Origin of the sequence: Streptomyces sp. NPDC090032, from assembly GCF_044748025.1 — a bacterium.
In the GTDB taxonomy this organism is placed as follows: domain Bacteria; phylum Actinomycetota; class Actinomycetes; order Streptomycetales; family Streptomycetaceae; genus Streptomyces.
In genome coordinates, this window is the sequence record NZ_JBIVFF010000007.1 from 1 (window position 1) to 20,546 (window position 20,546).

General features: G+C 70.8%; 19 protein-coding genes. 12 read left to right on the top strand and 7 right to left on the bottom strand.

All coding sequences use genetic code 11. The features are described from left to right. The 3 genes from ACIPWY_RS18120 to ACIPWY_RS18130 form a co-directional block, all read left to right on the top strand. On the top strand, window positions 1–282 hold a 282-nt coding region (locus tag ACIPWY_RS18120), incomplete at its 5' end, for an electron transfer flavoprotein subunit alpha/FixB family protein (RefSeq protein WP_362907682.1). 165 nt (window positions 283–447) lie between these two features. Next, window positions 448–1,740, top strand: a complete 1,293-nt coding sequence (locus tag ACIPWY_RS18125; protein WP_393700484.1) for a DUF6986 family protein — start codon at window positions 448–450, stop codon at window positions 1,738–1,740. 93 nt (window positions 1,741–1,833) lie between these two features. Continuing rightward, window positions 1,834–3,525, top strand: a complete 1,692-nt coding sequence (locus tag ACIPWY_RS18130) for a protein kinase (protein ID WP_401533869.1) — start codon at window positions 1,834–1,836, stop codon at window positions 3,523–3,525. Between the two features lie 31 nt (window positions 3,526–3,556). Here the strand turns inward: ACIPWY_RS18130 and ACIPWY_RS18135 are convergent, their stop codons facing one another. Next, window positions 3,557–4,594 (bottom strand): LacI family DNA-binding transcriptional regulator, encoded by a 1,038-nt coding sequence (locus tag ACIPWY_RS18135; RefSeq protein ID WP_362907676.1) that lies wholly within the window; start codon window positions 4,592–4,594, stop codon window positions 3,557–3,559. 160 nt (window positions 4,595–4,754) lie between these two features. Between ACIPWY_RS18135 and ACIPWY_RS18140 the strand changes: the two genes are divergently transcribed. Continuing rightward, window positions 4,755–5,702: an ROK family protein gene (locus tag ACIPWY_RS18140; RefSeq protein WP_393700489.1), complete on the top strand. Its 948-nt coding sequence runs from the start codon at window positions 4,755–4,757 to the stop codon at window positions 5,700–5,702. Between the two features lie 182 nt (window positions 5,703–5,884). Here ACIPWY_RS18140 and ACIPWY_RS18145 read toward each other — a convergent pair whose 3' ends face one another. Further along, complete coding sequence (locus ACIPWY_RS18145) at window positions 5,885–7,951, bottom strand: NPCBM/NEW2 domain-containing protein (protein WP_401533872.1); 2,067 nt, start codon at window positions 7,949–7,951, stop codon at window positions 5,885–5,887. Between the two features lie 266 nt (window positions 7,952–8,217). Here ACIPWY_RS18145 and ACIPWY_RS18150 point away from each other — a divergent pair, with 266 nt between their 5' ends. Genes ACIPWY_RS18150 through ACIPWY_RS18160 form a run of 3 tightly spaced genes read left to right on the top strand, consistent with a single transcriptional unit; the run spans window position 8,218 to window position 11,350 of the window. Continuing rightward, the gene (locus tag ACIPWY_RS18150) at window positions 8,218–9,486 is read left to right on the top strand and encodes an ABC transporter substrate-binding protein (protein ID WP_401533874.1); all 1,269 of its coding nucleotides are present in this window, start codon (window positions 8,218–8,220) and stop codon (window positions 9,484–9,486) included. Between the two features lie 11 nt (window positions 9,487–9,497). Continuing rightward, complete coding sequence (locus tag ACIPWY_RS18155) at window positions 9,498–10,421, top strand: carbohydrate ABC transporter permease (RefSeq protein ID WP_393700495.1); 924 nt, start codon at window positions 9,498–9,500, stop codon at window positions 10,419–10,421. After that, complete coding sequence (locus tag ACIPWY_RS18160) at window positions 10,418–11,350, top strand: carbohydrate ABC transporter permease (protein ID WP_362907666.1); 933 nt, start codon at window positions 10,418–10,420, stop codon at window positions 11,348–11,350. The genes ACIPWY_RS18155 and ACIPWY_RS18160 overlap by 4 nt, the downstream gene beginning before the upstream one ends. Before the next feature lie 22 nt (window positions 11,351–11,372). Here the strand turns inward: ACIPWY_RS18160 and ACIPWY_RS18165 are convergent, their stop codons facing one another. Beyond that, on the bottom strand, window positions 11,373–11,750 hold the full coding sequence (locus ACIPWY_RS18165) for an STAS domain-containing protein (RefSeq protein WP_362907664.1): 378 nt from the start codon (window positions 11,748–11,750) through the stop codon (window positions 11,373–11,375). 61 nt (window positions 11,751–11,811) lie between these two features. After that, entirely contained in the window at window positions 11,812–12,042 is a 231-nt protein-coding gene (locus ACIPWY_RS18170) for a hypothetical protein (RefSeq protein ID WP_362907662.1), read from the bottom strand. Window positions 12,043–12,190: 148 nt separating this feature from the next. Here ACIPWY_RS18170 and ACIPWY_RS18175 point away from each other — a divergent pair, with 148 nt between their 5' ends. Further along, complete coding sequence (locus ACIPWY_RS18175) at window positions 12,191–13,231, top strand: NUDIX domain-containing protein (RefSeq protein ID WP_393700498.1); 1,041 nt, start codon at window positions 12,191–12,193, stop codon at window positions 13,229–13,231. A gap of 20 nt (window positions 13,232–13,251) precedes the next feature. On the opposite strand, the gene ACIPWY_RS18180 is transcribed toward ACIPWY_RS18175, so the two are convergent. After that, the gene (locus ACIPWY_RS18180) at window positions 13,252–14,007 is read right to left on the bottom strand and encodes an MBL fold metallo-hydrolase (protein WP_362907658.1); all 756 of its coding nucleotides are present in this window, start codon (window positions 14,005–14,007) and stop codon (window positions 13,252–13,254) included. A gap of 96 nt (window positions 14,008–14,103) precedes the next feature. Next, the gene (locus ACIPWY_RS18185) at window positions 14,104–15,462 is read right to left on the bottom strand and encodes a dipeptidase (RefSeq protein WP_393700500.1); all 1,359 of its coding nucleotides are present in this window, start codon (window positions 15,460–15,462) and stop codon (window positions 14,104–14,106) included. A 211-nt stretch (window positions 15,463–15,673) separates the two neighbouring features. Between ACIPWY_RS18185 and ACIPWY_RS18190 the strand changes: the two genes are divergently transcribed. After that, window positions 15,674–16,990 (top strand): geranylgeranyl reductase family protein, encoded by a 1,317-nt coding sequence (locus tag ACIPWY_RS18190; protein WP_393700502.1) that lies wholly within the window; start codon window positions 15,674–15,676, stop codon window positions 16,988–16,990. On the opposite strand, the gene ACIPWY_RS18195 is transcribed toward ACIPWY_RS18190, so the two are convergent. Then, window positions 16,974–17,468 (bottom strand): nitroreductase family deazaflavin-dependent oxidoreductase, encoded by a 495-nt coding sequence (locus ACIPWY_RS18195; RefSeq protein ID WP_393700504.1) that lies wholly within the window; start codon window positions 17,466–17,468, stop codon window positions 16,974–16,976. The genes ACIPWY_RS18190 and ACIPWY_RS18195 overlap by 17 nt on opposite strands. A gap of 266 nt (window positions 17,469–17,734) precedes the next feature. Between ACIPWY_RS18195 and ACIPWY_RS18200 the strand changes: the two genes are divergently transcribed. The 3 genes from ACIPWY_RS18200 to ACIPWY_RS18210 all read left to right on the top strand — a co-directional run bounded on the left by ACIPWY_RS18200 (window position 17,735) and on the right by ACIPWY_RS18210 (window position 20,546). Next, window positions 17,735–18,490, top strand: a complete 756-nt coding sequence (locus ACIPWY_RS18200; protein ID WP_393700506.1) for a TetR/AcrR family transcriptional regulator — start codon at window positions 17,735–17,737, stop codon at window positions 18,488–18,490. A gap of 101 nt (window positions 18,491–18,591) precedes the next feature. Continuing rightward, complete coding sequence (locus ACIPWY_RS18205; protein WP_393700508.1) at window positions 18,592–19,884, top strand: sensor histidine kinase; 1,293 nt, start codon at window positions 18,592–18,594, stop codon at window positions 19,882–19,884. After that, on the top strand, window positions 19,881–20,546 hold the full coding sequence (locus ACIPWY_RS18210) for a response regulator transcription factor (protein ID WP_362907648.1): 666 nt from the start codon (window positions 19,881–19,883) through the stop codon (window positions 20,544–20,546). Before ACIPWY_RS18205 ends, ACIPWY_RS18210 begins: the two co-directional genes overlap by 4 nt.

A 20,546-nucleotide genomic window follows, 5' to 3' on the forward strand; every position in this document is an offset into this window, starting at 1 on the left:
GCGGCCGTCGGCGCCTCCCGCGCCGCCGTGGACGCGGGCTGGTACCCGCACTCCAACCAGGTCGGCCAGACCGGCAAGTCCGTGTCCCCGCAGCTGTACATCGCCAACGGCATCTCCGGCGCGATCCAGCACCGGGCCGGCATGCAGACCTCGAAGACCATCGTCGCGGTCAACAAGGACGCCGAAGCCCCCATCTTCGACCTCGTCGACTACGGCGTCGTCGGCGACCTCTTCGACGTCGTCCCCCAGCTCACCGAGGAGATCAACACCCGCAAGGGCTGAGCTTCTCAGGGCCGGCAACGGGGCCGCGTGGTGATCTTCACCGCGCGGCCCCGTTCGCGTACAGGGACCATTGACGCAGGTGGCGAGCGCAGATAACTTCGCTATACGGATTATTGATTCCGTGAAGCGGAAACTCTGAACGTCGAGCGTGTGGAGGATGCAGGAATGGGTCAGCAAGAGAAGGTGGCAACGAGCCTCGCCGGAGCAATCAGCGAGGGCATCAGCGCTTCCCTCGCGCCGGTGGACGCGGAGCTGGAGCGCCGCTACCCCGGAGACCCTGGCACCCGGCAGCCCGTCCACACCGTGTACGTCCCCGGTGAGCAGTTCGACGCCGACACCATCCGCGCCTGGGGCGACAAGGCCCTGGCGATGCTCGACGAACACGCCCCGGACGCCGCGTCCTTCGCCGCCGTCCTCGGTCTGGGCGACGACCTCGCAGAGGCCGTATACACGCGCGTACGCGCCAAGCTGGAGCGGGAGCCGGTCGAGGACCTGCGCGTCGACTTCGAGGACGGCTACAAGGGTGCCGACGAGGACCAGGACGCCGCCCGCGCCGCCCGGCTGATCGCCGAGGCGTACAAGAACGGCACCGCCGCCCCGTACATGGGCATCCGCATGAAGTGCATGGAGGCGCCGGTACGCGACCGGGGCATCCGCACCCTCGACGTCTTCCTGTCCGGCCTGATGGAGGCCGGCGGCCTCCCCGACGGGCTCGTCCTCACGCTCCCCAAGGTGACGTACCCGGAGCAGGTCACCGCCATGGTCCGGCTCCTGGAGGCGTTCGAGAAGGCCCACGGTCTCGAGGCGGGACGCCTCGGCTTCGAGATCCAGATCGAGACGAGCCAGTCCATCCTCGCCGCCGACGGCACCGCCGCCGTCGCCCGCATGATCGACGCCGCCGAGGGCCGCGCGACCGGACTGCACTACGGCACCTTCGACTACAGCGCCTGCCTCGGCGTCAGCGCCGCCTACCAGGCCAGCGACCACCCGGCCGCCGACTACGCGAAGGCCGTCATGCAGGTGGCCGCCGCCGGCACCGGAGTCCGCGTCTCGGACGGCTCCACCAACGTCCTGCCCGTCGGCACGACCGTGAAGGTCCACGACGCCTGGCGCCTGCACTACGGCCTCACCCGCCGCGCCCTGGCCCGCGCCTACTACCAGGGCTGGGACATGCACCCGGGCCACATCCCGACCCGCTACGCCGCGGTCTTCGCCTTCTACCGCGAGGGCTTCCAGTCCGCCGCCGCGCGCCTGGCCGCCTACGCCGGTCACCACGAGGGCGGCGACGTGGCGGACGAGCCCGCCACCGCCAAGGCGCTCGCCGGGTATCTGCTGCGCGGTCTCGACTGCGGCGCCCTCGACACGGGTGAGGTCACCCGCATCACCGGCCTCACGCTGGCCCGCCTCCAGGGCTTCGCGGGTCCGCGCCGCGGCGACCTGACCGCACAGGACCGCTGACCGACCCGGTCCCGTCCCGAGGATCCGTTCCTGTCACCGCTGCCCCGTAGGCTGTACGCCACTGAAACAGGCGTCAGCAAGGACGGGGCAGCGGTGTCTTCGGGGGATCGGGAAGAGACGGGCGGAGGCGGCCGCGTCCTCGCCGGGCGGTACCGGGTGCGGGGTCAACTCGGCCGCGGTGGCATGGGCGTCGTGTGGCGTGCCGTCGACGAGGTGCTCGGCCGCGAGGTCGCCCTCAAGGAACTGCGCACCTACTCGGACGCGGCCGGGTCCGAACTGGCCGACCTGGGCGTGCGCATGCAGCGCGAGGCCCGCGCCGCCGCGCGCGTGCGCCACCCCGGCGTCGTCGCCGTGCACGACGTCACCGAGGTCGACGGCCGGCCCCTCATCGTCATGGAGCTCGTCGACGGTCCGTCCCTCGACGACGTCCTGCGCGATCAGGGCCCGCTCGACCCGCGCGAGGCCGCGGCGATCGGCGCCAAGGTCATGGACGCCCTTGCGGCCGCGCACCGTGCCGGGGTCCTGCACCGGGATGTGAAGCCGGGCAACATCCTCCTCGACCGTTCCGGCCGCGTCGTCCTCACGGACTTCGGCATCGCGACGATGGACGACCCCGGCGACGGCTCGGCGACCCACCTCACCCGCAGTGGCGAACTCGTGGGCTCCCTCGACTACTTGGCCCCCGAACGCGCCCAGGGCCAGGACCCGGGCCCGGCGTCCGACGTATGGGCCCTCGGCGCCACGCTGTACGCGGCCGTCGAAGGAGCGTCGCCCTTCCGGCGTACGTCCACCTGGTCGACGCTCACCGCGATCGTCGTCGAGCCGCTGCCCGAACCCCGGCGGGCCGGCCCCCTCACCCCCGTACTCCAGCAGTTGATGGCCAAGGATCCGCTGCTGCGGCCGGACGCCGATCACGCGCGGCAGCTTCTCGAAGCGGTCGCCGCGGCACCGGCCGACATCGCCACGGCCGCGCTGCGCCGGCCCGAGTGGCACCCTCGGGAGACGACGGTGCGCAACGTCCCGTCCGTGCCGCCGCCCGGCTTCGGCCCGGCGCCGACTCCGGTGAACGCCTCGTCACCTACCCCCGTGAACGCGCCACCGACCCCCGTGAACGCCCCGCCGTCCGGCGAGCCGCGCAAGCCCCGCCGTGCGCGCGTGCTGCTCGCCGTGGCGGCCGTGATCGCCGTGCTCGGGGCGGCGGGCGCGACCGTGGCCGCGCTCAACGGGTCGGACGGCAAGGGGGACCGGGCCGCCGCGTCGGGTGACACCACCACGGGCACGCCGGAAGCGGACCGAAGCCGAGGCGCCCTGGACGGCACGGGGAAGCCCTCGGGGCAGGGCCACGAGAAGTCGCGGGAGCCGGGCGACGGCAAGGCGTCCGAAAAGCCCGGCCCGAAGCCGTCCGCCACCCGGCCCGCACCCTCCGCCTCCACCCCGCCCGCGCCCCGCCCCACGAAGAGCGGCACCACAGGCGGGGGCGGCGGGGCGAGCCCGACACCGACTCCGGCCTGCCACTCCGCCGGTGGTGGCAAGTACAACTGCACGGTCTGGCGCACGTCCGACTCGTACACCGCGTCCGGCGGCCGCGCGGGCGTCCTGAACGCGGGCACCAACTACTTCTACTGTCAGCAGAACCTGGGACGCCGCGAGACGTACGGGCAGTGGACGAACGTCTGGTGGGCGAAGACGGACGACGACAGCGGCAACACGAACGTCTTCGTCAGTGACGTCTACCTCAAGGGTGGCGACAACGACGTGCCGCTTCCCGGGCTCCCTGTCTGCTGACCGCCCGCAGAGCCGCCGACGGGCTCAACTGTCAGTCGGCCGGGGGCAGTTCGCCCGAGCCGCGGGTGATCAGCCGGGTCGGCAGTTCGATCCGCTCCGGGACCACCGACACGCCGTCGAGCTGACGGAACAGCCGCTCGGCGGCCGTGCGGCCCAGCTGCGCGGCGTCCTGCGCGACGACGGTCACGCCGGGGCGCAGCAGATCGCCCAGCTCGATGTCGTCGAAGCCGACCAGCGCGACCGGGCGCGTCACCTCCGAGAGGACGCGGACGACGGTGACCGTCACTCGGTTGTTGCCCGCGAAGATCGCCGTGACCGGCTCGGGCCCCGCGAGCATCTCCTCCGCGGCGCGCCGCACCCGCTCAGGATCGGTCACGCCGAGCGACATCCACGCGTCCTCGACGGCTATCCCGGCGTCCTCCATCGCCGTCCGGTAGCCGCGCAGGCGCTCGGCGGCGGTGTGGATGCGCGGCTGGTCGCCGATGAAGCCGATACGGCGGTGTCCGTGCGCGATCAGATGGGCGACGCCGTCACGCGCGCCGCCGAAGCTGTCGGACAGCACCACGTCCGCGTCGATCTTCCCGGCGGGACGGTCGACGAACACGGTCGCGACACCGGCTGCGATCTCGGGCTCCAGATAGCGGTGGTCGTCGCCGGCCGGGATCACCACGAGCCCGTCCACCCGGCGCGCGCAGAGCGCGAGGACGAGCTCCTGCTCGCGCTCCGGGTCCTCGGCGCTCGACCCGTTGATGAGCAGCGCGCCATGCGCGCGGGCGACCTCCTCGACGGCGCGGCTCAGCGGCCCGTAGAACGGGTCGGCCAGATCCTCGAGCACCAGGCCGATGCTCGCGGTCCTGCCCTTGCGCAGGACGCGCGCGCTGTCGTTGCGGCGGAAGCCCAGGGCCTCGATGGCCTCCTGGACGCGGCGTTCGGTGTCGGGAGTGACTCCCGGTTCGCCGTTCACGACGCGGGACACCGTCTTGAGTCCCACCCCGGCGCGCGCCGCGACGTCCTTCATGGTCGGGCGGTTGCCGTAACGGCTGTCGGGGCGGCGGGCGGTGCGGTCCACGGTGGGCTGTCCTGTCCTGTCGTCGCTGCGGTTCCAGGGGGTTCATGATGCTGTATGGGGATGTGGCGTCGAGCATAGGGCCTGGACAACGTTGTCAGATGCGAGAGAGACTATCCATCGCATTCTCCGACCTGCCATTTCACCAGGGGATCTCACACTGATGCAGACCGACCTCGTCGCCGCGCTCGACATTGGCGGCACCAAGATCGCCGGGGCCCTGGTGGACGACCAAGGCCGCATCCTGCTGCGCGCGCAGCGGCCGACTCCCGCCAAGGAGGACGGGAACACGGTGATGCGGGCCGTCGAGGACGTGCTGCGCGAGCTGACCGAAGCACCGCTGTGGGTGCGGGCGCGGGCCGTGGGGATCGGCAGCGCGGGTCCGGTGGACGCCACCACCGGCAGGGTGAGTCCGGTCAATGTGCCGGGCTGGCGCGACTTCCCGCTCGTGGACCGGGTCCGTGATGTCACCGGCGGCGTGCCGGTGGAACTGGTCGGGGACGGCGTGGCGATGACGGCCGCCGAGCACTGGCAGGGCGCGGCGCAGGGCCATGACAACGCGCTGTGCATGGTCGTCTCCACAGGGGTCGGCGGCGGCCTGATCCTCGGCGGCAAGCTGCACCCGGGGCCCACGGGCAACGCGGGCCACATCGGCCACATCAGCGTGGACCTGGACGGTGACCCGTGCCCGTGCGGGGCGCGCGGCTGTGTGGAGCGGATCGCGAGCGGGCCGAACATCGCGCGGCGCGCGCTGGACGGCGGCTGGCGCCCCGGCGCGGACGGCGACGTGTCGGCCGCCGCGGTGGCCGCGGCCGCGCGGGAAGGCGACAAGGTGGCCATCGCCTCGTTCGAGCGCGCCGCCCAGGCGCTCGCCGCGGGCATCGCCGCGACGGCAACGCTCGTGGAGATCGACATCGCGGTGATCGGCGGGGGAGTGGCGAAGGCGGGAGAGGTCCTCTTCGCGCCCCTGCGCCGCTCGCTGCGTGACTACGCGACGCTGTCGTTCGTGCAGCGTCTCACGGTGGCCCCGGCCCGCATGGGCACGGACGCGGGCCTCGTCGGAGCGGCAGCGGCGGCGCTCACGCGCGACCGGGACGTGTCGGCACTCTGAGGCGGCACCCCAGTCCGAAGGGGCGGGGGGGGGGGGGGGCGCGGAGGCCCCGGCGCCCCCCCCCCCGGGCGGGGCGGGGGGGGGGGGGGGGGGGGGGGGGGGGGGGGGGGGCCCCCGCCCGCGGCGGGGGGGGGGGGGGGGGGCGGCGCCGCGCCGCCCCCCCCCCGCCCCGCTCTGACGCGTCAGCAGGACAGCGTCGCGTCCCCCCAGTCCGCGTGGTCGTAGTCAATGCCGTCGCCGCCGTCGGTCACCACGAGGCGTACGCTCTGCGCCCCGCTCACGTCGGCCGACAGCTGCTCCGCCGCGTCCGCGTGGGTGAGGACACCGGTCGACGTCACCTTCTTGCCGTCGGCCCAGATCTCGAACGTCACGGTGCCGTTCGTGCCCGTCTCGTCGTCGACGCCCACACTCGCGGTGACGCTTTCGCACGTGCCGCCCGTGTAGAACTCGACGGCGCTGTCCGCGTGCACGCCGAGCCCCTTCTGGTGGACGACGCCGCCGATGGTGATCGGACGCCCGTCACCCGCGTCGCTCTCCCCGTTGCTGGTGTTGCGTTCGACGGGCCCGTACCCGTTCGTCGTGGACAGCCACGGCAGACCACCGAGCGACGACGCCCCGGCCGGCGGTGCGACCACCACATGCGCGGTCAGCGGCAGCACGCTCTGGGCGCGCGCACCGCCCGGCGAGCGGTAGGTGGCCTTGAGCGACAGGTCGTACGCCCCGGTCGCGGTCCCGGCCGGCGCATTCACCGTCCACGATGTGGTGAGTGCCTTGCCGGTCGGTACGGATCCGGCGCGGGTCGGCGAGGCCGGCTTGACGCTCCACCCCGAGGGCCCGGCCAGTGCGACGGACACCTCGCGTGCGGGCGTGCGGCCCAGATCGGTGACCGAGGTCGTGAGCCGGGCGGCCTTGCCGGCCTCGATGAACGGCGCGCCGTTCAGGCCGAGTTCGACGGCGGGCGGGTTCGTGGCCCACTTGTCGTCGGCGGCCACCCGTACGAGTACGGTCCCGTGCGCGGGAACGGTCGCGGAGATGGCCCCGGCCGTGTTGTAGCTCTTGTGCTGCCACAGATCCCGCAGCGTGTAGGCGCTCGCGTGCGGAAGTCCGACGGCGTCGGCCGATGTGGCGATCCGCTGTGCGTTGCCGGACTCGTTGAAGAGCGCGACGACGCGGCTGCCGTCCTTCATCTCCTTGGCGACGACCCAGCGCCCGCCCTCGGAGGAGAGCACGGAACCCTGCTTGCCCAGCGGGTCCTGGTCGACCGCGATGACTTCGCGGTTGCTGAGGATGTCGAGGGTCTCGGCGGAGGCCTTGCGCAGATCGGTGCCGATCAGCAGCGGTGAGGCCATGATCGACCACATCGAGAAGTGCGTGCGGTACTCGGTCGCGGTCATGCCGCCGTTGCCGACCTCGAGCATGTCGGGGTCGTTCCAGTGCCCGGGCCCCGCGTACTGCGCGAGCGGCAGATTCTGCTTCATCAGGGAGAGCATCGAGCCCCAGCTGTCACTGATGTCACCGGTGGTGCGCCACAGATGGCCGACGTCCGCCGCCCACTCCCAGGGCTTGTTGGAACCCCATTCGCAGAGGCTGTAGACGATGGGCCGGCCAGTGGCCTTCAGGGCGTCACGCATCGTGCGGTAGCGCTGCTTGGCGTCGACGCCCTGGTTGTTGCAGTTGTCGTACTTGAGGTAGTCGACGCCCCAGTCGGCGAACTGCTGGGCGTCGCTGTACTCGTGACCGAGCCCGCCGGGGAAGCCGATGTCGCTGCACGTCTTGGTGCCCGCGCTCGTGTAGATGCCGAGCTTGAGGCCCTTGGAGTGGACGTAGTCGGCGACGGCCTTGATGCCGCCCGGGAAGCGCACGGGGTCCGGCACGAGCTTGCCGTTCGCGTCGCGCTGCGGCAGGGCCCAGCAGTCGTCGAGGTTGACGTACTGATAGCCCGCGGCCTTGAGCCCCTTGTCCACGAAGATGTCGGCGATGCCCTTGACCATGGCCTCGTTGAACTCGGCACGGCAGTGCGTGGAGTTCCAGTTGTTGAATCCCATGGGAGGGGTCTGGGCGAGGCCGTCGTCGAGCGTGGGCGAGGCTTCCTGTGCGCTTGCGCTCTGCGGGCCGGCCGCACCGGAGTGCGGCGGGTCGGCGACCGCGGCCGGCGCCGTGATGCCCGCGGCGCACAACAGCCCGGTAGCCAACGCTCCGACGACTCTTCGGCGGGTGGTGCGAGAGGTGCGGGTGGGAAGGTGACGCATTGTTACGTTCCTCCGTACTCGCGAAAAGTGGGGTGACGTCATGTTCGCGTCAGTGGAGCGCGTTTACGGTAGGCCGTGTTGGACTCTGTTGGAAGAGAAGCGGTAACGGTTGCCCGATGTCCCGTCAGAACCCTTGACGATCTCGGGAGTTGGGAGTGGGATCCAACCCTCGCGTTCGGTTGTGTTGGGTTCGGCCCCAGGAGGGGGACATGGCACAGTCATCGTTCTACGGTTCTGGCGCGCCCAGGAGCGCGGCAGGACATCGGATGTCCCGTCGGGGTCTTCTGCGGGGAACGGCGGTGGGCGCCGGTGCGCTCACACTTCCGGCACTGCTCACTGCGTGCGGGGAGGGCCCGGGCGGCGACAAGAAGACGGTCACCGTCGGGTCCAACGCCTCGGACGCGGTGCCGAAGAAGGCTTTCGCGGCGGCCTTCACGGCGTACGAGAAGAAGTCCGGGAAGAAAGTCGACGTCAACACCACGGAACACAACGAGTTCCAGACGAACATCACGCGCTATCTCCAGGGCACCCCGGACGACGTCTTCATGTGGTTCGCCGGCTTCCGCATGCAGTATTTCGCCGAGAAGGGCCTCCTGGCCGACGTGGACGACGTCTGGAAGGGCTTCAAGGGCTTCTCGCAGGCGCTCAAGGACCAGTCCACGCACGACGGCAAGCAGTTCTTCGTGCCGTACTACTACTATCCCTGGGCCGTCTTCCACCGGAAGAGCCTCTTCGAGAAGCAGGGCTACGAACAGCCCAAGAACTGGGACGACTTCATCGCCCTCGCGAAGAAGATGCACAAGGACGGCACCCCGGTCGCGTTCTGCGACAAGGACGGCTGGCCCGCGATGGGCACCTTCGACTACATCAACATGCGCCTGAACGGATACGACTTCCACAAGGGCCTCATGGCCGGTACGGAAGCGTGGACCGACACCAAGGTCAAGAAGGTCTTCGACCTCTGGCGCGAACTCATGCCGTACTACCAGAAGGGCGCGCTCGGCCGGACCTGGGAGGAGGCCGGGCAGGGCCTGCAGAAGCGCCAGACCGGCATGGCCGTCTTCGGAATGCCGCACCCGGGCCAGCAGTTCCCGGAGAACGAGCGCGGCGACATCGACTTCTTCGCGTTCCCGGAGATCGATCCCCAGTACGGGCAGGACGCGGTGGAGGCTCCCATCGACGGATTCCTGATCGCGAAGAAGGCCAAGAACGTCGACGCGGGCAAGGCACTCCTCAAATACCTCGGCACGCCCGGGGCCGAGGACATCTATCTCGCGGGCGACCCGAACAACGTCGCCGTGAACGACGGCGCCGACACCTCCAAGTACAGCCCGCTGCAGAAGAAGTCGGCCGAACTCGTGTCCGGGGCCAAGCAGATATCGCAGTTCATGGACCGCGACACCCGGCCGGACTTCGCGCAGACCGTGATGATCAAGGCGCTCCAGGACTTCATCGGAAATCCGAACGACGTCGACGGCCTCGTCAACCGGATCGAGCGGCAGAAGAAGGAAATCTTCTCGTCCGCCGTCAGCTGAGTAGTGGGGGAATGCGTTCCGTGGCGCTGAACACCACGCGGCGCGCGGGGCGGCGGAAGTCGCGGCGTTTCTCGCGCCGTGACCTCGCCGTTCTCGTCGTGCTCCTGGGAATACCCGTACTGCTCGACATCGTCATCATCTGGGGCCCCACGCTCGCCTCCATCGGCCTGTCCTTCACGTCGTGGGACGGCATCGGCGACATCCACTGGGTCGGCGGAAAGAACTACCAGAACCTGGTCGACAACTATCCGCCGTTCTGGCCGGCCGTGCGGCACAACCTTCTGTGGCTGGCCTTTCTCGGCCTGATCGCCACGCCGTTCGGCCTCTTCCTCGCCGTACTCATCGACCGGGGCGTGCGCTTCAGCCGCTTCTACCAGTCGACCCTCTACATGCCGGTCGTGCTCTCACTGGCCGTCGTCGGATTCATGGCGCAGCTCATCCTCGGCACCGACCAGGGCGTCATCAACACCGTTCTCAACAATCACGAGAACCCGATCGACTGGCTGGGCGACTCCCACATCAACATCTGGATGATGATGCTGGCCGCGAGCTGGCGGCACACCGGTTACGTGATGATCCTCTATCTCGCCGGCCTCAAATCCGTCGACCCGACGCTGAAGGAAGCCGCGGCGATCGACGGCGCGAACGCCCGCCAGACATTCTTCCGCGTCGTCTTCCCGACCCTTCGCCCGGTCAATGTCATCGTCGCCGTCATCACCGTCATCGAGTCGCTGCGTGCCTTCGACATCGTCTACGCCGTGAACAAGGGCCGCAACGGCCTGGAACTGCTGTCCGTCCTCATCACGGACAACGTCATCGGCGAGGCCAGCCGCATCGGGTTCGGCTCGGCGATCGCGGTCGTCCTCCTCACGGTCTCCCTGGGATTCATCGTGACGTTCCTGGTCCAAGAGCTGCGAGGTGCGCGCGACCGATGACCGCCGACATCCGTACGACATCCCCCGCCGCCCGCGGCCGCTCGGTGGCCGGCGGCGACCGGCGCGGTGAACACCCGCGCAGGCGCGGCCGGTTCGGGGTGCACATCTTCCTCATGGGCGTCTCGCTGGCGTTCCTCGCACCGCTCCTGTTCGCGGTCTACGCCTCGCTGCGGCCTTACGAGGAGACTGCGCAGCATGGGTACTTCTCGCTGCCCAGACACCTGTCCTTCGACTACTACCGCGAGGCGTTCAGTGACTCGGGGATGGCCGAATACTTCAAGAACACCCTGATCATCGCGGTCCCGGCCGTCCTGATCACGCTCTTTCTCGCCTCGTTCGTCGCCTTCGCGGTGTCACGCATCAAGGTGCGCGGCGGAATCGTGCTCCTGATGTTCTTCACGGCGGGAAACCTGCTGCCACCCCAGGTCATCGTCACCCCGCTGTACGTCCTCTTCCTGAAGATTCCGCTGCCCTGGTGGATGTCGGACTCGCTGACGATGTACGACTCGTACTGGGCCGTGATCATCGTCAACATCGGATTCCAGCTGGGATTCTGCGTCTTCGTCCTGGCGAACTTCATGCGGACGCTTCCCCAGGAGATCCTCGAAGCGGCGATCGTCGACGGCGCGGGCCTGTGGACGCAGTTCTGGCGCATCACGCTCCCGCTGTGCCGACCGGCTCTCGCGGCACTCGGGACGCTCGAATTCACCTGGATCTACAACGACTTCCTCTGGGCCCTGATCTTCATCTCCAACCCCGACAAACTCCCCATCACGTCGTCCCTCAACAACCTCAGGGGTCAGTTCTTCACGGACTACAACCTGCTGGCCGCCGGTTCGGTCCTGGTGGCTCTCCCCACGATCCTGGTGTTCCTGCTCCTGCAGAGACACTTCATCGCGGGGCTCACACTGGGGTCCAGCAAGGGGTAGCGCGCAGAACGGGACGGCCCCTCTAGTCCTGCCGCGCCGCCGCCTCGACGGTCGGGGCCGGGTCGAAGACCGACAGCAGGCCCGTCACCTCCAGCAGCCGAAGCGCCACGGGCTGGTCGCAGACCAGTCTGAGGCGGCCGCCGCGTGACTCCACGCGGCGGCGGGCGCGCATCAGGAGGGTCAGGCCCGAGCAGTCGAGGAACGTCGTGCGGTTCAGATCGATCACCACGGTGGCGGACGGGCCCGCCGCCACCGTCTCCAGCAGGGCCATCGAGCCCTGGAGCGTCATGATGTCGACCTCGCCGCGCAGTTCGAAGACGACGCAGTCACCGCTCTCGTAGACCACCGGAGGCGCCGGGGGCGCGTCCGTGCCGCCGCGGCGCTGTTCACCCTGTCGCATGGAACCCCTCGGCCGCGTGGGCACACGTCATGGGCGGAGCGCTTCCGTACACCTTCCGGAGTCAGGTCTGGGAGTGCGGCCGGCGGGCGGCCTGGCGCAGGGACTTCTCGACGTCGTGCCGGTTCAGGCCCTGCTCCTGTGCGTACGCCGTGACCGCGGCCTCGACCTTGGCCGCCGCCTCGAACCAGGCCTCCCGCTGCGCCTGACGCTCCCCGTCATCGAGGTGCTCCAGGGTGCGTCCCTTGTCGTCGGCGTCGTGCTGCATGCGAATCAACTCTTCGGGAAGGTCCACGGAGCGGATCCTAAGCGGCCCTCGCGGCTGGTTCGCGGACCTGCGTGACGTGCGCGAGGCGTACGCGAGGCGCGCCCCCATCAGGTGCTGGTTTCCACCGCACGCTGTTGCGGGCAAGCCTCAGGGGGCCGACAGAAGAGGGGGAACCGTGATCGTCTGGATCAACGGTGCGTTCGGTGCGGGGAAGACCACCACCGCACGGGAACTGATCGAGCTGATCCCGAACAGCACGCTCTTCGACCCCGACGTGATCGGCGGGGAACTGGCGCAGCTGCTGCCCGCCAAGCAGCTGGCCGAGGTGACCGACATCCAGGACCTGCGCATCTGGCGGCGGCTCGTCGTCGACACGGCCGCAGCGCTGCTCGCCGAGGTGGGCGGCGTCCTCGTCGTGCCGGCGACGCTGCTCAGCCAGGAGTACCGCGACGAGATCTTCGGCGGTCTCGCCGCCCGCAGGATCCCCGTACGCCATGTGCTCCTCGCCCCAGCCGAAACGATCCTGCGCGAGCGGATGGCCCGGCGCGAGATACCGCCCGAGAGACCCGACGGCGAGCTGCGCGTCCGCCAGTGGTCCTACGACCACATCGAGGCCTACCGCAATGCGCTGGCCACCTGGCTCACCACCGACGCCCACCCCGTCGACACCGGCGCGCTCAGCGCCTACGCAGCCGCCGTCCGCATCGCCGAGGCCGTGCGCACCGGCGCCGTCGAGGCCTGCGACATCGTCCAGACGCCCGAGCCCACCGGGGAGACCGTCGCCGCGGGCGTGCTGCTCTTCGACGAGGAGGACCGTGTCCTGCTCGTCGACCCCACGTACAAGGCCGGCTGGGAGTTCCCCGGCGGCGTCGTGGAACCCGGAGAGGCCCCCGCCAGGGCCGGCGTACGGGAGGTCGCCGAGGAGACCGGCATCCAGCTCCCCGAACTGCCCGGTCTCCTCGTCGTGGACTGGGAGGCGCCCGCACCACCCGCGTTCGGCGGCCTGCGGATGCTGTTCGACGGCGGGCGTCTCGACGGCCCCGAGGCCCGCCGCGTGGTCCTGCCGGGCCAAGAGCTGCGCGGCTGGCGGTTCGTCACCGAGCAGGAGGCCGCCGGACTTCTGCCGCCCGTACGGTACGAGCGCCTGCGCTGGGCGCTGCGGGCCCGCGAGCGCGGCGCCGCCCTGTACCTGGAGGCCGGAGTGCCGGTGGGCTGACGCTGAGCGGGGGTGTCTGTCTATCGGGGTGTCTGTGCGGCGTCGTCGAGGCACGCGGCCACCGAACGCAGGGCCGCCGCCGCCCCGCTCGTGACGGGATCGCCGTGCCCGAAGCACGCCACGTCGGAGTCGAGTGCGGCCAGGGTGCGGAAGGAGTCGACGGCCCGTCGGCGGTCGAGGTTGAACACGCCCAGCACGACCTGGCCGTCCAGCGGGGACGCGGCCACGGCGTCGCCCGTGAACAGCACGCCATGGTGCGGCAGATGGAGTGCGATGCTGCCGTCCGTATGCCCGGGTACCGCGACGACGCGTGCCCCACCGCCGAAGTCGAGCACGTCCCCGTCCGTCAACTCCCTTACCTCGCACGGCAGTACGGGATCCGTCGGCTGCGGCGGCAGCAGCTTCAACGCCTCCGCGTGCAACGGCCGCTCCCAGTCCTCGAACACGGGCGCAGGTCCCTGCCGTTCACCGCGCACGAACGGAGCGTCGAGCGGGTGCGCCCACACCTGCGCCCCGCTGAGCGCCGCGAACTCACCCGCGCCGCCCGCGTGATCCTCGTGAAAGTGCGTCACAACGATGCGACGCACCTCGCGCGGATCACGGCCCAGCGCGCGCACGGCGTCCGCGATCTCCGCCCCGGCTCCGGCGGCTCCCGCGTCCACCAGCGTCAACTCGTCCCCGTCGTCCCACAGACAGGCCTGCCCCACCGGGAAACGCAACAGGTGCAGACGACGCGGGACGACCTCGATCACATCGGTGATGCCGTAGATACCCATACGCCGACCGTAGGGTCAGGCCGCTGCCCGGCAGATACGGCTACGCCCCGGGCAGAAGCGTTCTGCCCGGGGCGAGGACGACGGCTGCTACGCGTCTCAGATCGCGGCGTACTTCTGGAGGAACAGCGCCTCGGCGACCGAGAGACGCTCCAGCTCCTGCGGCGACACGCTCTCGTTGACCGCGTGGATCTGCGCCTCGGGCTCGCTCAGGCCGATCAGCAGGATCTCCGCCTCCGGGTACAGCGACGCGAGCGTGTTGCACAGCGGGATCGAGCCGCCCTGGCCCGCGTACTGCATCTGCTGACCGTCGTACGCGACGCCCATCGCCTCGGTCAGCGCCGCGTACGCCGGGCTGTCGGTGTTCGCGCGGAACGCCTGGCCCTGCCCGATCTGCTCGACCTGGACGCGGGCGCCCCACGGGGTGTGCGACTCGATGTGCGCGACGAGGAGCTTCGTGGCCTCCACGGCGTCCGTGCCCGGCGGCACCCGCAGGCTGATCAGGGCGCGCGCCCCGGCCTGCACGGACGGCGTCGCGCCGACGACCGGCGGGCAGTCGATGCCGAGGACGGTGACGGCGGGGCGGGCCCAGATGCGGTCGGCGACCGTGCCCGAACCGATCAGCTCGACACCGTCGATGACCTTGGCGTCCTTGCGGAACTGGCCCTCGTCGTACTGGAGCCCGTCCCACGCGGCGTCGCCCGCGAGACCGTCGACCGTCGTCGAGCCGTCCTGCGCGCGCAGCGAGTCGAGGACCCGCACCAGCGCCGCGAGCGCGTCCGGGGCCGCGCCGCCGAACTGGCCCGAGTGGAGATTGCCGCCGAGGGTGTCCACCTGGACGCGGACGAGCGTCATGCCGCGCAGCGTCGACGTGGCCGTCGGCAGGCCCACCCGGAAGTTGCCCGCGTCGCCGATGACGATCGTGTCCGCCTTCAGCAGCTCCGGGTGCTGCTCGGCGTACCGCTCCAGTCCGCCCGTGCCCTGCTCCTCGGAACCCTCGGCGATCACCTTGACGTTCACCGGCACACCGCCGTTGGCCTTGAGCGCCCGCACCGCGAGCAGGTGCATCAGGACCCCGCCCTTGCAGTCCGCGGCGCCGCGCCCGTACCAGCGGCCGTCCTCGCGCTCCGTCAGCTCGAACGGCGGCGTGACCCACGCCGACTCGTCCAGCGGCGGCTGCACGTCGTAGTGCGCGTAAAGGAGAACCGTCGGCGAGCCCTCGGGGCCCGGCAGGAAGCCGTACACCGACTGCGTCCCGTCCGGGGTGTCGAGCAGCGCGACGTCCTCGAAGCCCTCGGCGCGCAGCGCGTCCGCCACCCAGTTCGCGGCGCCCTCGCTCTCGCTCTTCGGGAACTGGTCGAAGTCCGCCACCGACTTGAACGCCACCAGTTCGGCGAGCTCGGTCCGGGCCCCGGGCATGAGAGAGGCGACGGTCTCGGCGATCGGATTCGGTGACATGGGAACGCTCCTCGTGGGTGCGACGTTGCACGTGTGTGTACGTATGCGGCTTTCGCACGCGTCCGTGCGGGTCCGCCGTCGGCTGGTGTGCGTGAGCGTTTCGTGCACAGGGCATGCGGTGCCGATCCTGCCACAAGGGGTCGGCGGGACACCGCCGTAGGATGCCTGGGAAAGGTGCGGCAGACGGCTGGATCGGGAGCAGTAGACCATCGTGAGCAGCGAGAACTCGGCGGACGGCAAGGGAACGGGCGAGCACGCGGCGGACGCCGGTGACGGCGGGCAGGTGTGGGACGTCGTCGTGGTGGGCGCCGGCCCCGCGGGCGCCAGCGCCGCCTACGCGGCAGCGGTCGCCGGACGCAGCGTCCTCCTTCTGGAGAAGGCTGAACTGCCCCGGTACAAGACGTGCGGCGGCGGCATCATCGGCCCCTCCAGGGACGCGCTTCCCCCGGGGTTCGAGCTGCCCTTCCGGGACCGGATCGACGCGGTGACGTTCTCCCTCGACGGGAAGTTCTCCCGTACCCGGCGCTCGCGCCACATGCTCTTCGGCCTGGTGAACCGCGCCGACTTCGACCACCAGCTCGTCGAGCACGCCCAGAAGGCGGGCGCCGAGCTGCGCACGGGGACGACGGTCTCGCGGGTCGAGCAGCACGGCTCGGCCGTGCCCGACCGGCGCACCGTCGCCGTGACCCTCCAGGACGGCGAGACGATCCTGGCCCGCGCGGTGGTCGGGGCGGACGGCAGTGCCAGCCGCATAGGGGCGCACGTCGGGGTGAAGCTCGACCAGGTCGACCTCGGCCTGGAGGCGGAGATCCCCGTGCCCGAGACGGTCGCCGAGGACTGGAAGGGCCGCGTCCTCATCGACTGGGGCCCGATGCCCGGGAGTTACGGCTGGGTCTTCCCCAAGGGCGACACCCTGACGGTCGGTGTGATCTCGGCGCGGGGCGAAGGGGCTGCCACCAAGCGGTACTTGGAGGACTTCATCGCCCGGCTCGGCCTCGCCGGCTTCGAGCCGTCGGTCTCCTCCGGCCATCTGACGCGCTGCCGCGCCGACGACTCGCCGCTCTCGCGCGGTCGCGTCCTCGTGTGCGGTGACGCGGCGGGTCTCCTGGAGCCCTGGACCCGCGAGGGCATCTCGTTCGCGCTGCGGTCCGGTCGTCTCGCGGGGGAGTGGGCGGTCCGTGTCTCCGAGGCGCACGACGCGGTGGACGCGCGCCGGCAGGCTCTGAACTACGCGTTCGCGGTCAAGGCCGGGCTCGGTGTCGAGATGAGCGTCGGCAAGCGGATGCTGACGCTCTTCGAGCGCAGGCCCGGGATGCTGCACGCGGCGATCACCGGGTTCCGCCCCGCGTGGAAGGCGTTCGCCCGCATCACCCGCGGGTCGACGACGCTGGGCGAGATCGTCAGGACGTATCCGATCGCCGGCCGCGTCCTGAGCCGCCTGGACCGGTCGGCGCCCGCGGCCGCGTCCTCGGCCGGGGCATCGGCCGAGTCGTCGGTCGACGATGCGGACGCTACTTCTCGACCGTGATGAGGAAGATCGGGTGGTCCGGCACGGCCGCGGTCAGCTCTTCGTCGGTCGACTTGGCGGTGACGCCCTGGAAGTACTGGTTGACCTCCCAGCCCCACTTCTCCAGGTAGCTGCGCAGGATCGCCGACTTCTGTCCGGTGTCGGACACCTCGGTCGCGGTGAACGTGCGGACCTTGCGCCCGACGCGCAGCTCGCCGGACTTGGCGACGCGCATGTTGCGCACCCACTGGGAGTGCCCGCGGGCCGACACGATGTACTGCGCGTTCCCGTGCGTGTGCGGGTTGACCGGGATGCGCTGCATCTGGCCGCTCTTGCGGCCGCGCACGGAGAGCTCGGCGGACCCCATCAGGCTGACGCCGTGCCGCGCGAGCCAGCCGATCACGCCGTTGAACCTGACGTTGAGGCGGCCGCCCTTGAGGTAGTAGGGGGATGAGGGGCTCGGGGAGGAGGACGAGCCGGACTGGGCGTTCACGGGCATAGCGGTTCTCCTGGATCTCGGTCTCGTGGATCTCGGTCTCGATTGCGAGAGCACTGCTCTCGCTTGAGATCAGTGTGCACGAGATCGGTGATCCAAAGCAAGAGCGGTGCTCTCTTTTCTGGCCGCCGCCGGATGAGCCGCACCCGCCATCGAGTGCATCGCTCCGAAATAACGAGTGCATCGCTCCTGAATGAGTGCACCGATCCATAACGTGTGCATCGATCCGGAACGTGTGCACTGCTCCGGACGCGTGGGACACTGCCCGTATGAGCACCGCACGAGGAGCCAGGGCCAGGGCACGGGAAGAAGTCACCGCCGCCATCAAGGACGAAGCCCGCAGACAGCTCGCGGCCGAGGGTGCAGCCAAGCTGTCCCTGCGCGCCGTCGCCCGCGAGCTGGGCATGGTCTCCTCGGCGCTCTACCGCTACTTCCCCAGCCGCGACGACCTGCTGACGGCGCTCATCATCGACGCGTACGACTCCGTCGGCGAGGCTGCCGAGCAGGCGGACGCCGCCCTGCTCAAGCAGGCCGCGAAAGCTTCCGGGACGAGCGACACCGCGAACAAGAACAAGGCCGAAGCGCTCGCACCCGTGCGCCGCTGGATCGCCGTCAGCGAAGCCGTTCGCGCCTGGGCGCTCGCCCACCCGCACGAGTACGCGCTCATCTTCGGCTCGCCCGTACCCGGATACACCGCGCCACTGACGACCGTCCCGGCCGCGTCGCGCGTCGGGCTGCTGTTCTTCAGCATCGTCCGCGACGCCCACCAGGGCCAAGGGCTGGCCGAGCCGCCGCTCGCCGAGGAGCTGCGGCCCGAGGCCGAGCGGCTCGCCGCCGACCTGGCGCCCGACCTGCCGCCCGCGGTGGTGGCCGCGCTCGTCGCTGCCTGGGCGCAGCTGTTCGGCCTGATCGGCTTCGAGCTGTTCGGCCAGTTCAACCGGGTCGTGGAGGACCGTGCCGCCTTCTTCACCCACGCCGCGACCCAGCTCGCCCACGGCGCGGGCCTGGTGCCGCCCCGGATGTGACGCGCGGCGCCGGGACTGCGTCGCGTACTCCCCGGGGAGTAGACGTGATCACCACGCCCGGCTGACGCCCGCGACGGTGTCCGGCGTCTAGCGTTGCGGTCATGGATGAGCAGCACGTACGCGGCGCCGGCGGCCCGCCCCGGACCTGGGCGGGTCCGCCGCACCTCGGGCGTTACGGGCCGCCCTGGACGATGACCGGCGCCGCCGGGCGAGGCCGCTACGGGCCGCCCTGGTGGGGCGCCTCGGGCGAGGGGCCGCGCTGGCCCTGGCGCTCCACCGTCCTGATCACCGCGTTCGTCCTCGTCGGCTCGAACTTCGCGGCGCACGCCCAGACCGAGCGCGCCGGCCTCGACGTGTTCGCCCGCGTGCTGCTGATCGCGGGCGGCCTTCTCCTGCTGTGGCGTCAGCGGTACCCGGTCCTGGTGGCCTTCGGCACGGCGGCGTGCGCGACGGTCTATCTCGGCGCGGGCTACGCGTACGGGCCGGTCTTCATCACCGTGGCCGTGGGCTGCTACGCGGCGATCGTCGCGGGGCACCGCAGAGCCGCGTGGGCGGCGGTCGGGATGTTCTGGGTGGGGCACGTCCTCGTGGCGCACTGGCTGTACGCATATCTGCCGCCGTCGGGAGACGATGCCGCGTCCTGGGGGCAGGAGGGTTTCATCGCCGCGTGGGTCCTGGCGATCGTGGCCTTCTCCGAGCTGGTCAGGACGCGGCGCGAGCAGTGGGCGAAGGAGCGCGCCGAGCGGGCGAAGGCCGCCGAGCGGCGCGCGGACGAGGAGCGGCTGAGGATCGCGCGGGAGCTGCACGACGTGCTCGCGCATTCCATCTCGGTCATCAACGTCCAGGCGGGCGTGGGTCTGGCCCTGCTCGACTCCGACCCCGAGCAGGCCCGTACCGCCCTCACCACCATCAAGTCCGCGAGCAAGGAGGCGCTGGGCGAGGTCCGTCAGGTCCTCGACACCCTCCGGACCCCGGGCGACGCGCCGCGCGCCCCCGCCCCGGGCCTGAACCGGCTCCCGGAACTCGTGGAGCAGGCCGCGAGCGCGGGCCTCACGGTCGCGGTCGCCACGGAAGGATCGCGCGCCGCGTTGCCGCCCGGCGCCGACCTCGCCGCGTTCCGCATCGTGCAGGAGGCGCTCACCAACGTCGTACGGCATTCCGAGTCACGCAACGCGCGCGTAGAGGTGCGGTACACGCGGACCGCGTTGTCCCTGCGCATCGACGACGACGGGCCGGCGAGCCATGAGGCGGCCGGCGGCAGTGGGAACGGGCTTGCGGGGATGCGTGAGCGGGCCGCCGCGCTGGGTGGCACGATCGAGGCGGGACCGCGGCCCGACGGCGGTTTCCGCGTGCTCGCCGAACTGCCGTTCACGCCGACGGAGGAGGACCGTTGATCCGCGTACTGCTAGCCGACGACCAGTCGCTCGTCCGCGCCGGATTCCGGGCGCTGCTCGACGCGCAGAGCGACATCGAGGTCGCGGGGGAGGCCTCCGACGGCGAAGAGGCGGTGCGCCTCGTACGCGAACTGCGGCCCGACGTCGTCCTGATGGACATCCGGATGCCGGTCCTCGACGGGCTCGCCGCGACCCGCCGCATCGGCGACGACGCCGCGCTGGAAAGCGTGAAGGTCGTCATGCTGACCACCTTCGAACTGGACGAGTACGTCTTCGAGGCGATCCGCGCCGGAGCCTCCGGGTTCCTCGTCAAGGACACCGAGCCCGAGGAACTGCTGCGCGCCGTACGGGCGGTGGTGCACGGGGACGCGCTGCTCTCGCCGGGGGTGACCCGGCGGCTGATCGCCGAGTTCGCGGCGCGCTCCAAGGAGCCGGCCGCCGCCGAGTCGCTCGGGCAGCTCACCGAGCGTGAGCGTGAGGTGATGGCGCTGGTCGGCATCGGCCTGTCGAACGAGGAGATCGCCCGCCGTCTCGTCGTCAGCCCGCTCACCGCGAAGACTCATGTGAGCCGCACGATGGTGAAGCTCGGCGCGCGTGACCGGGCCCAACTGGTCGTGCTCGCCTATGAGTCGGGCCTCGTGCGGCCCGGCTGGCTCGGCTGA

Excerpts from the sequence above, each read along its gene's own strand:
- ACIPWY_RS18125 (WP_393700484.1), top strand. The coding sequence starts at position 448 with ATGGGTCAGCAAGAGAAGGTGGCAACGAGCCTCGCCGGAGCAATCAGC.
- ACIPWY_RS18140 (WP_393700489.1), top strand. The coding sequence starts at position 4,755 with ATGCAGACCGACCTCGTCGCCGCGCTCGACATTGGCGGCACCAAGATC.
- ACIPWY_RS18145 (WP_401533872.1), bottom strand. The coding sequence starts at position 7,951 with ATGCGTCACCTTCCCACCCGCACCTCTCGCACCACCCGCCGAAGAGTC.
- ACIPWY_RS18150 (WP_401533874.1), top strand. The coding sequence starts at position 8,218 with ATGTCCCGTCGGGGTCTTCTGCGGGGAACGGCGGTGGGCGCCGGTGCG.
- ACIPWY_RS18155 (WP_393700495.1), top strand. The coding sequence starts at position 9,498 with ATGCGTTCCGTGGCGCTGAACACCACGCGGCGCGCGGGGCGGCGGAAG.
- ACIPWY_RS18160 (WP_362907666.1), top strand. The coding sequence starts at position 10,418 with ATGACCGCCGACATCCGTACGACATCCCCCGCCGCCCGCGGCCGCTCG.
- ACIPWY_RS18165 (WP_362907664.1), bottom strand. The coding sequence starts at position 11,750 with ATGCGACAGGGTGAACAGCGCCGCGGCGGCACGGACGCGCCCCCGGCG.
- ACIPWY_RS18180 (WP_362907658.1), bottom strand. The coding sequence starts at position 14,007 with ATGGGTATCTACGGCATCACCGATGTGATCGAGGTCGTCCCGCGTCGT.
- ACIPWY_RS18185 (WP_393700500.1), bottom strand. The coding sequence starts at position 15,462 with ATGTCACCGAATCCGATCGCCGAGACCGTCGCCTCTCTCATGCCCGGG.
- ACIPWY_RS18195 (WP_393700504.1), bottom strand. The coding sequence starts at position 17,468 with ATGCCCGTGAACGCCCAGTCCGGCTCGTCCTCCTCCCCGAGCCCCTCA.
- ACIPWY_RS18200 (WP_393700506.1), top strand. The coding sequence starts at position 17,735 with ATGAGCACCGCACGAGGAGCCAGGGCCAGGGCACGGGAAGAAGTCACC.
- ACIPWY_RS18205 (WP_393700508.1), top strand. The coding sequence starts at position 18,592 with ATGGATGAGCAGCACGTACGCGGCGCCGGCGGCCCGCCCCGGACCTGG.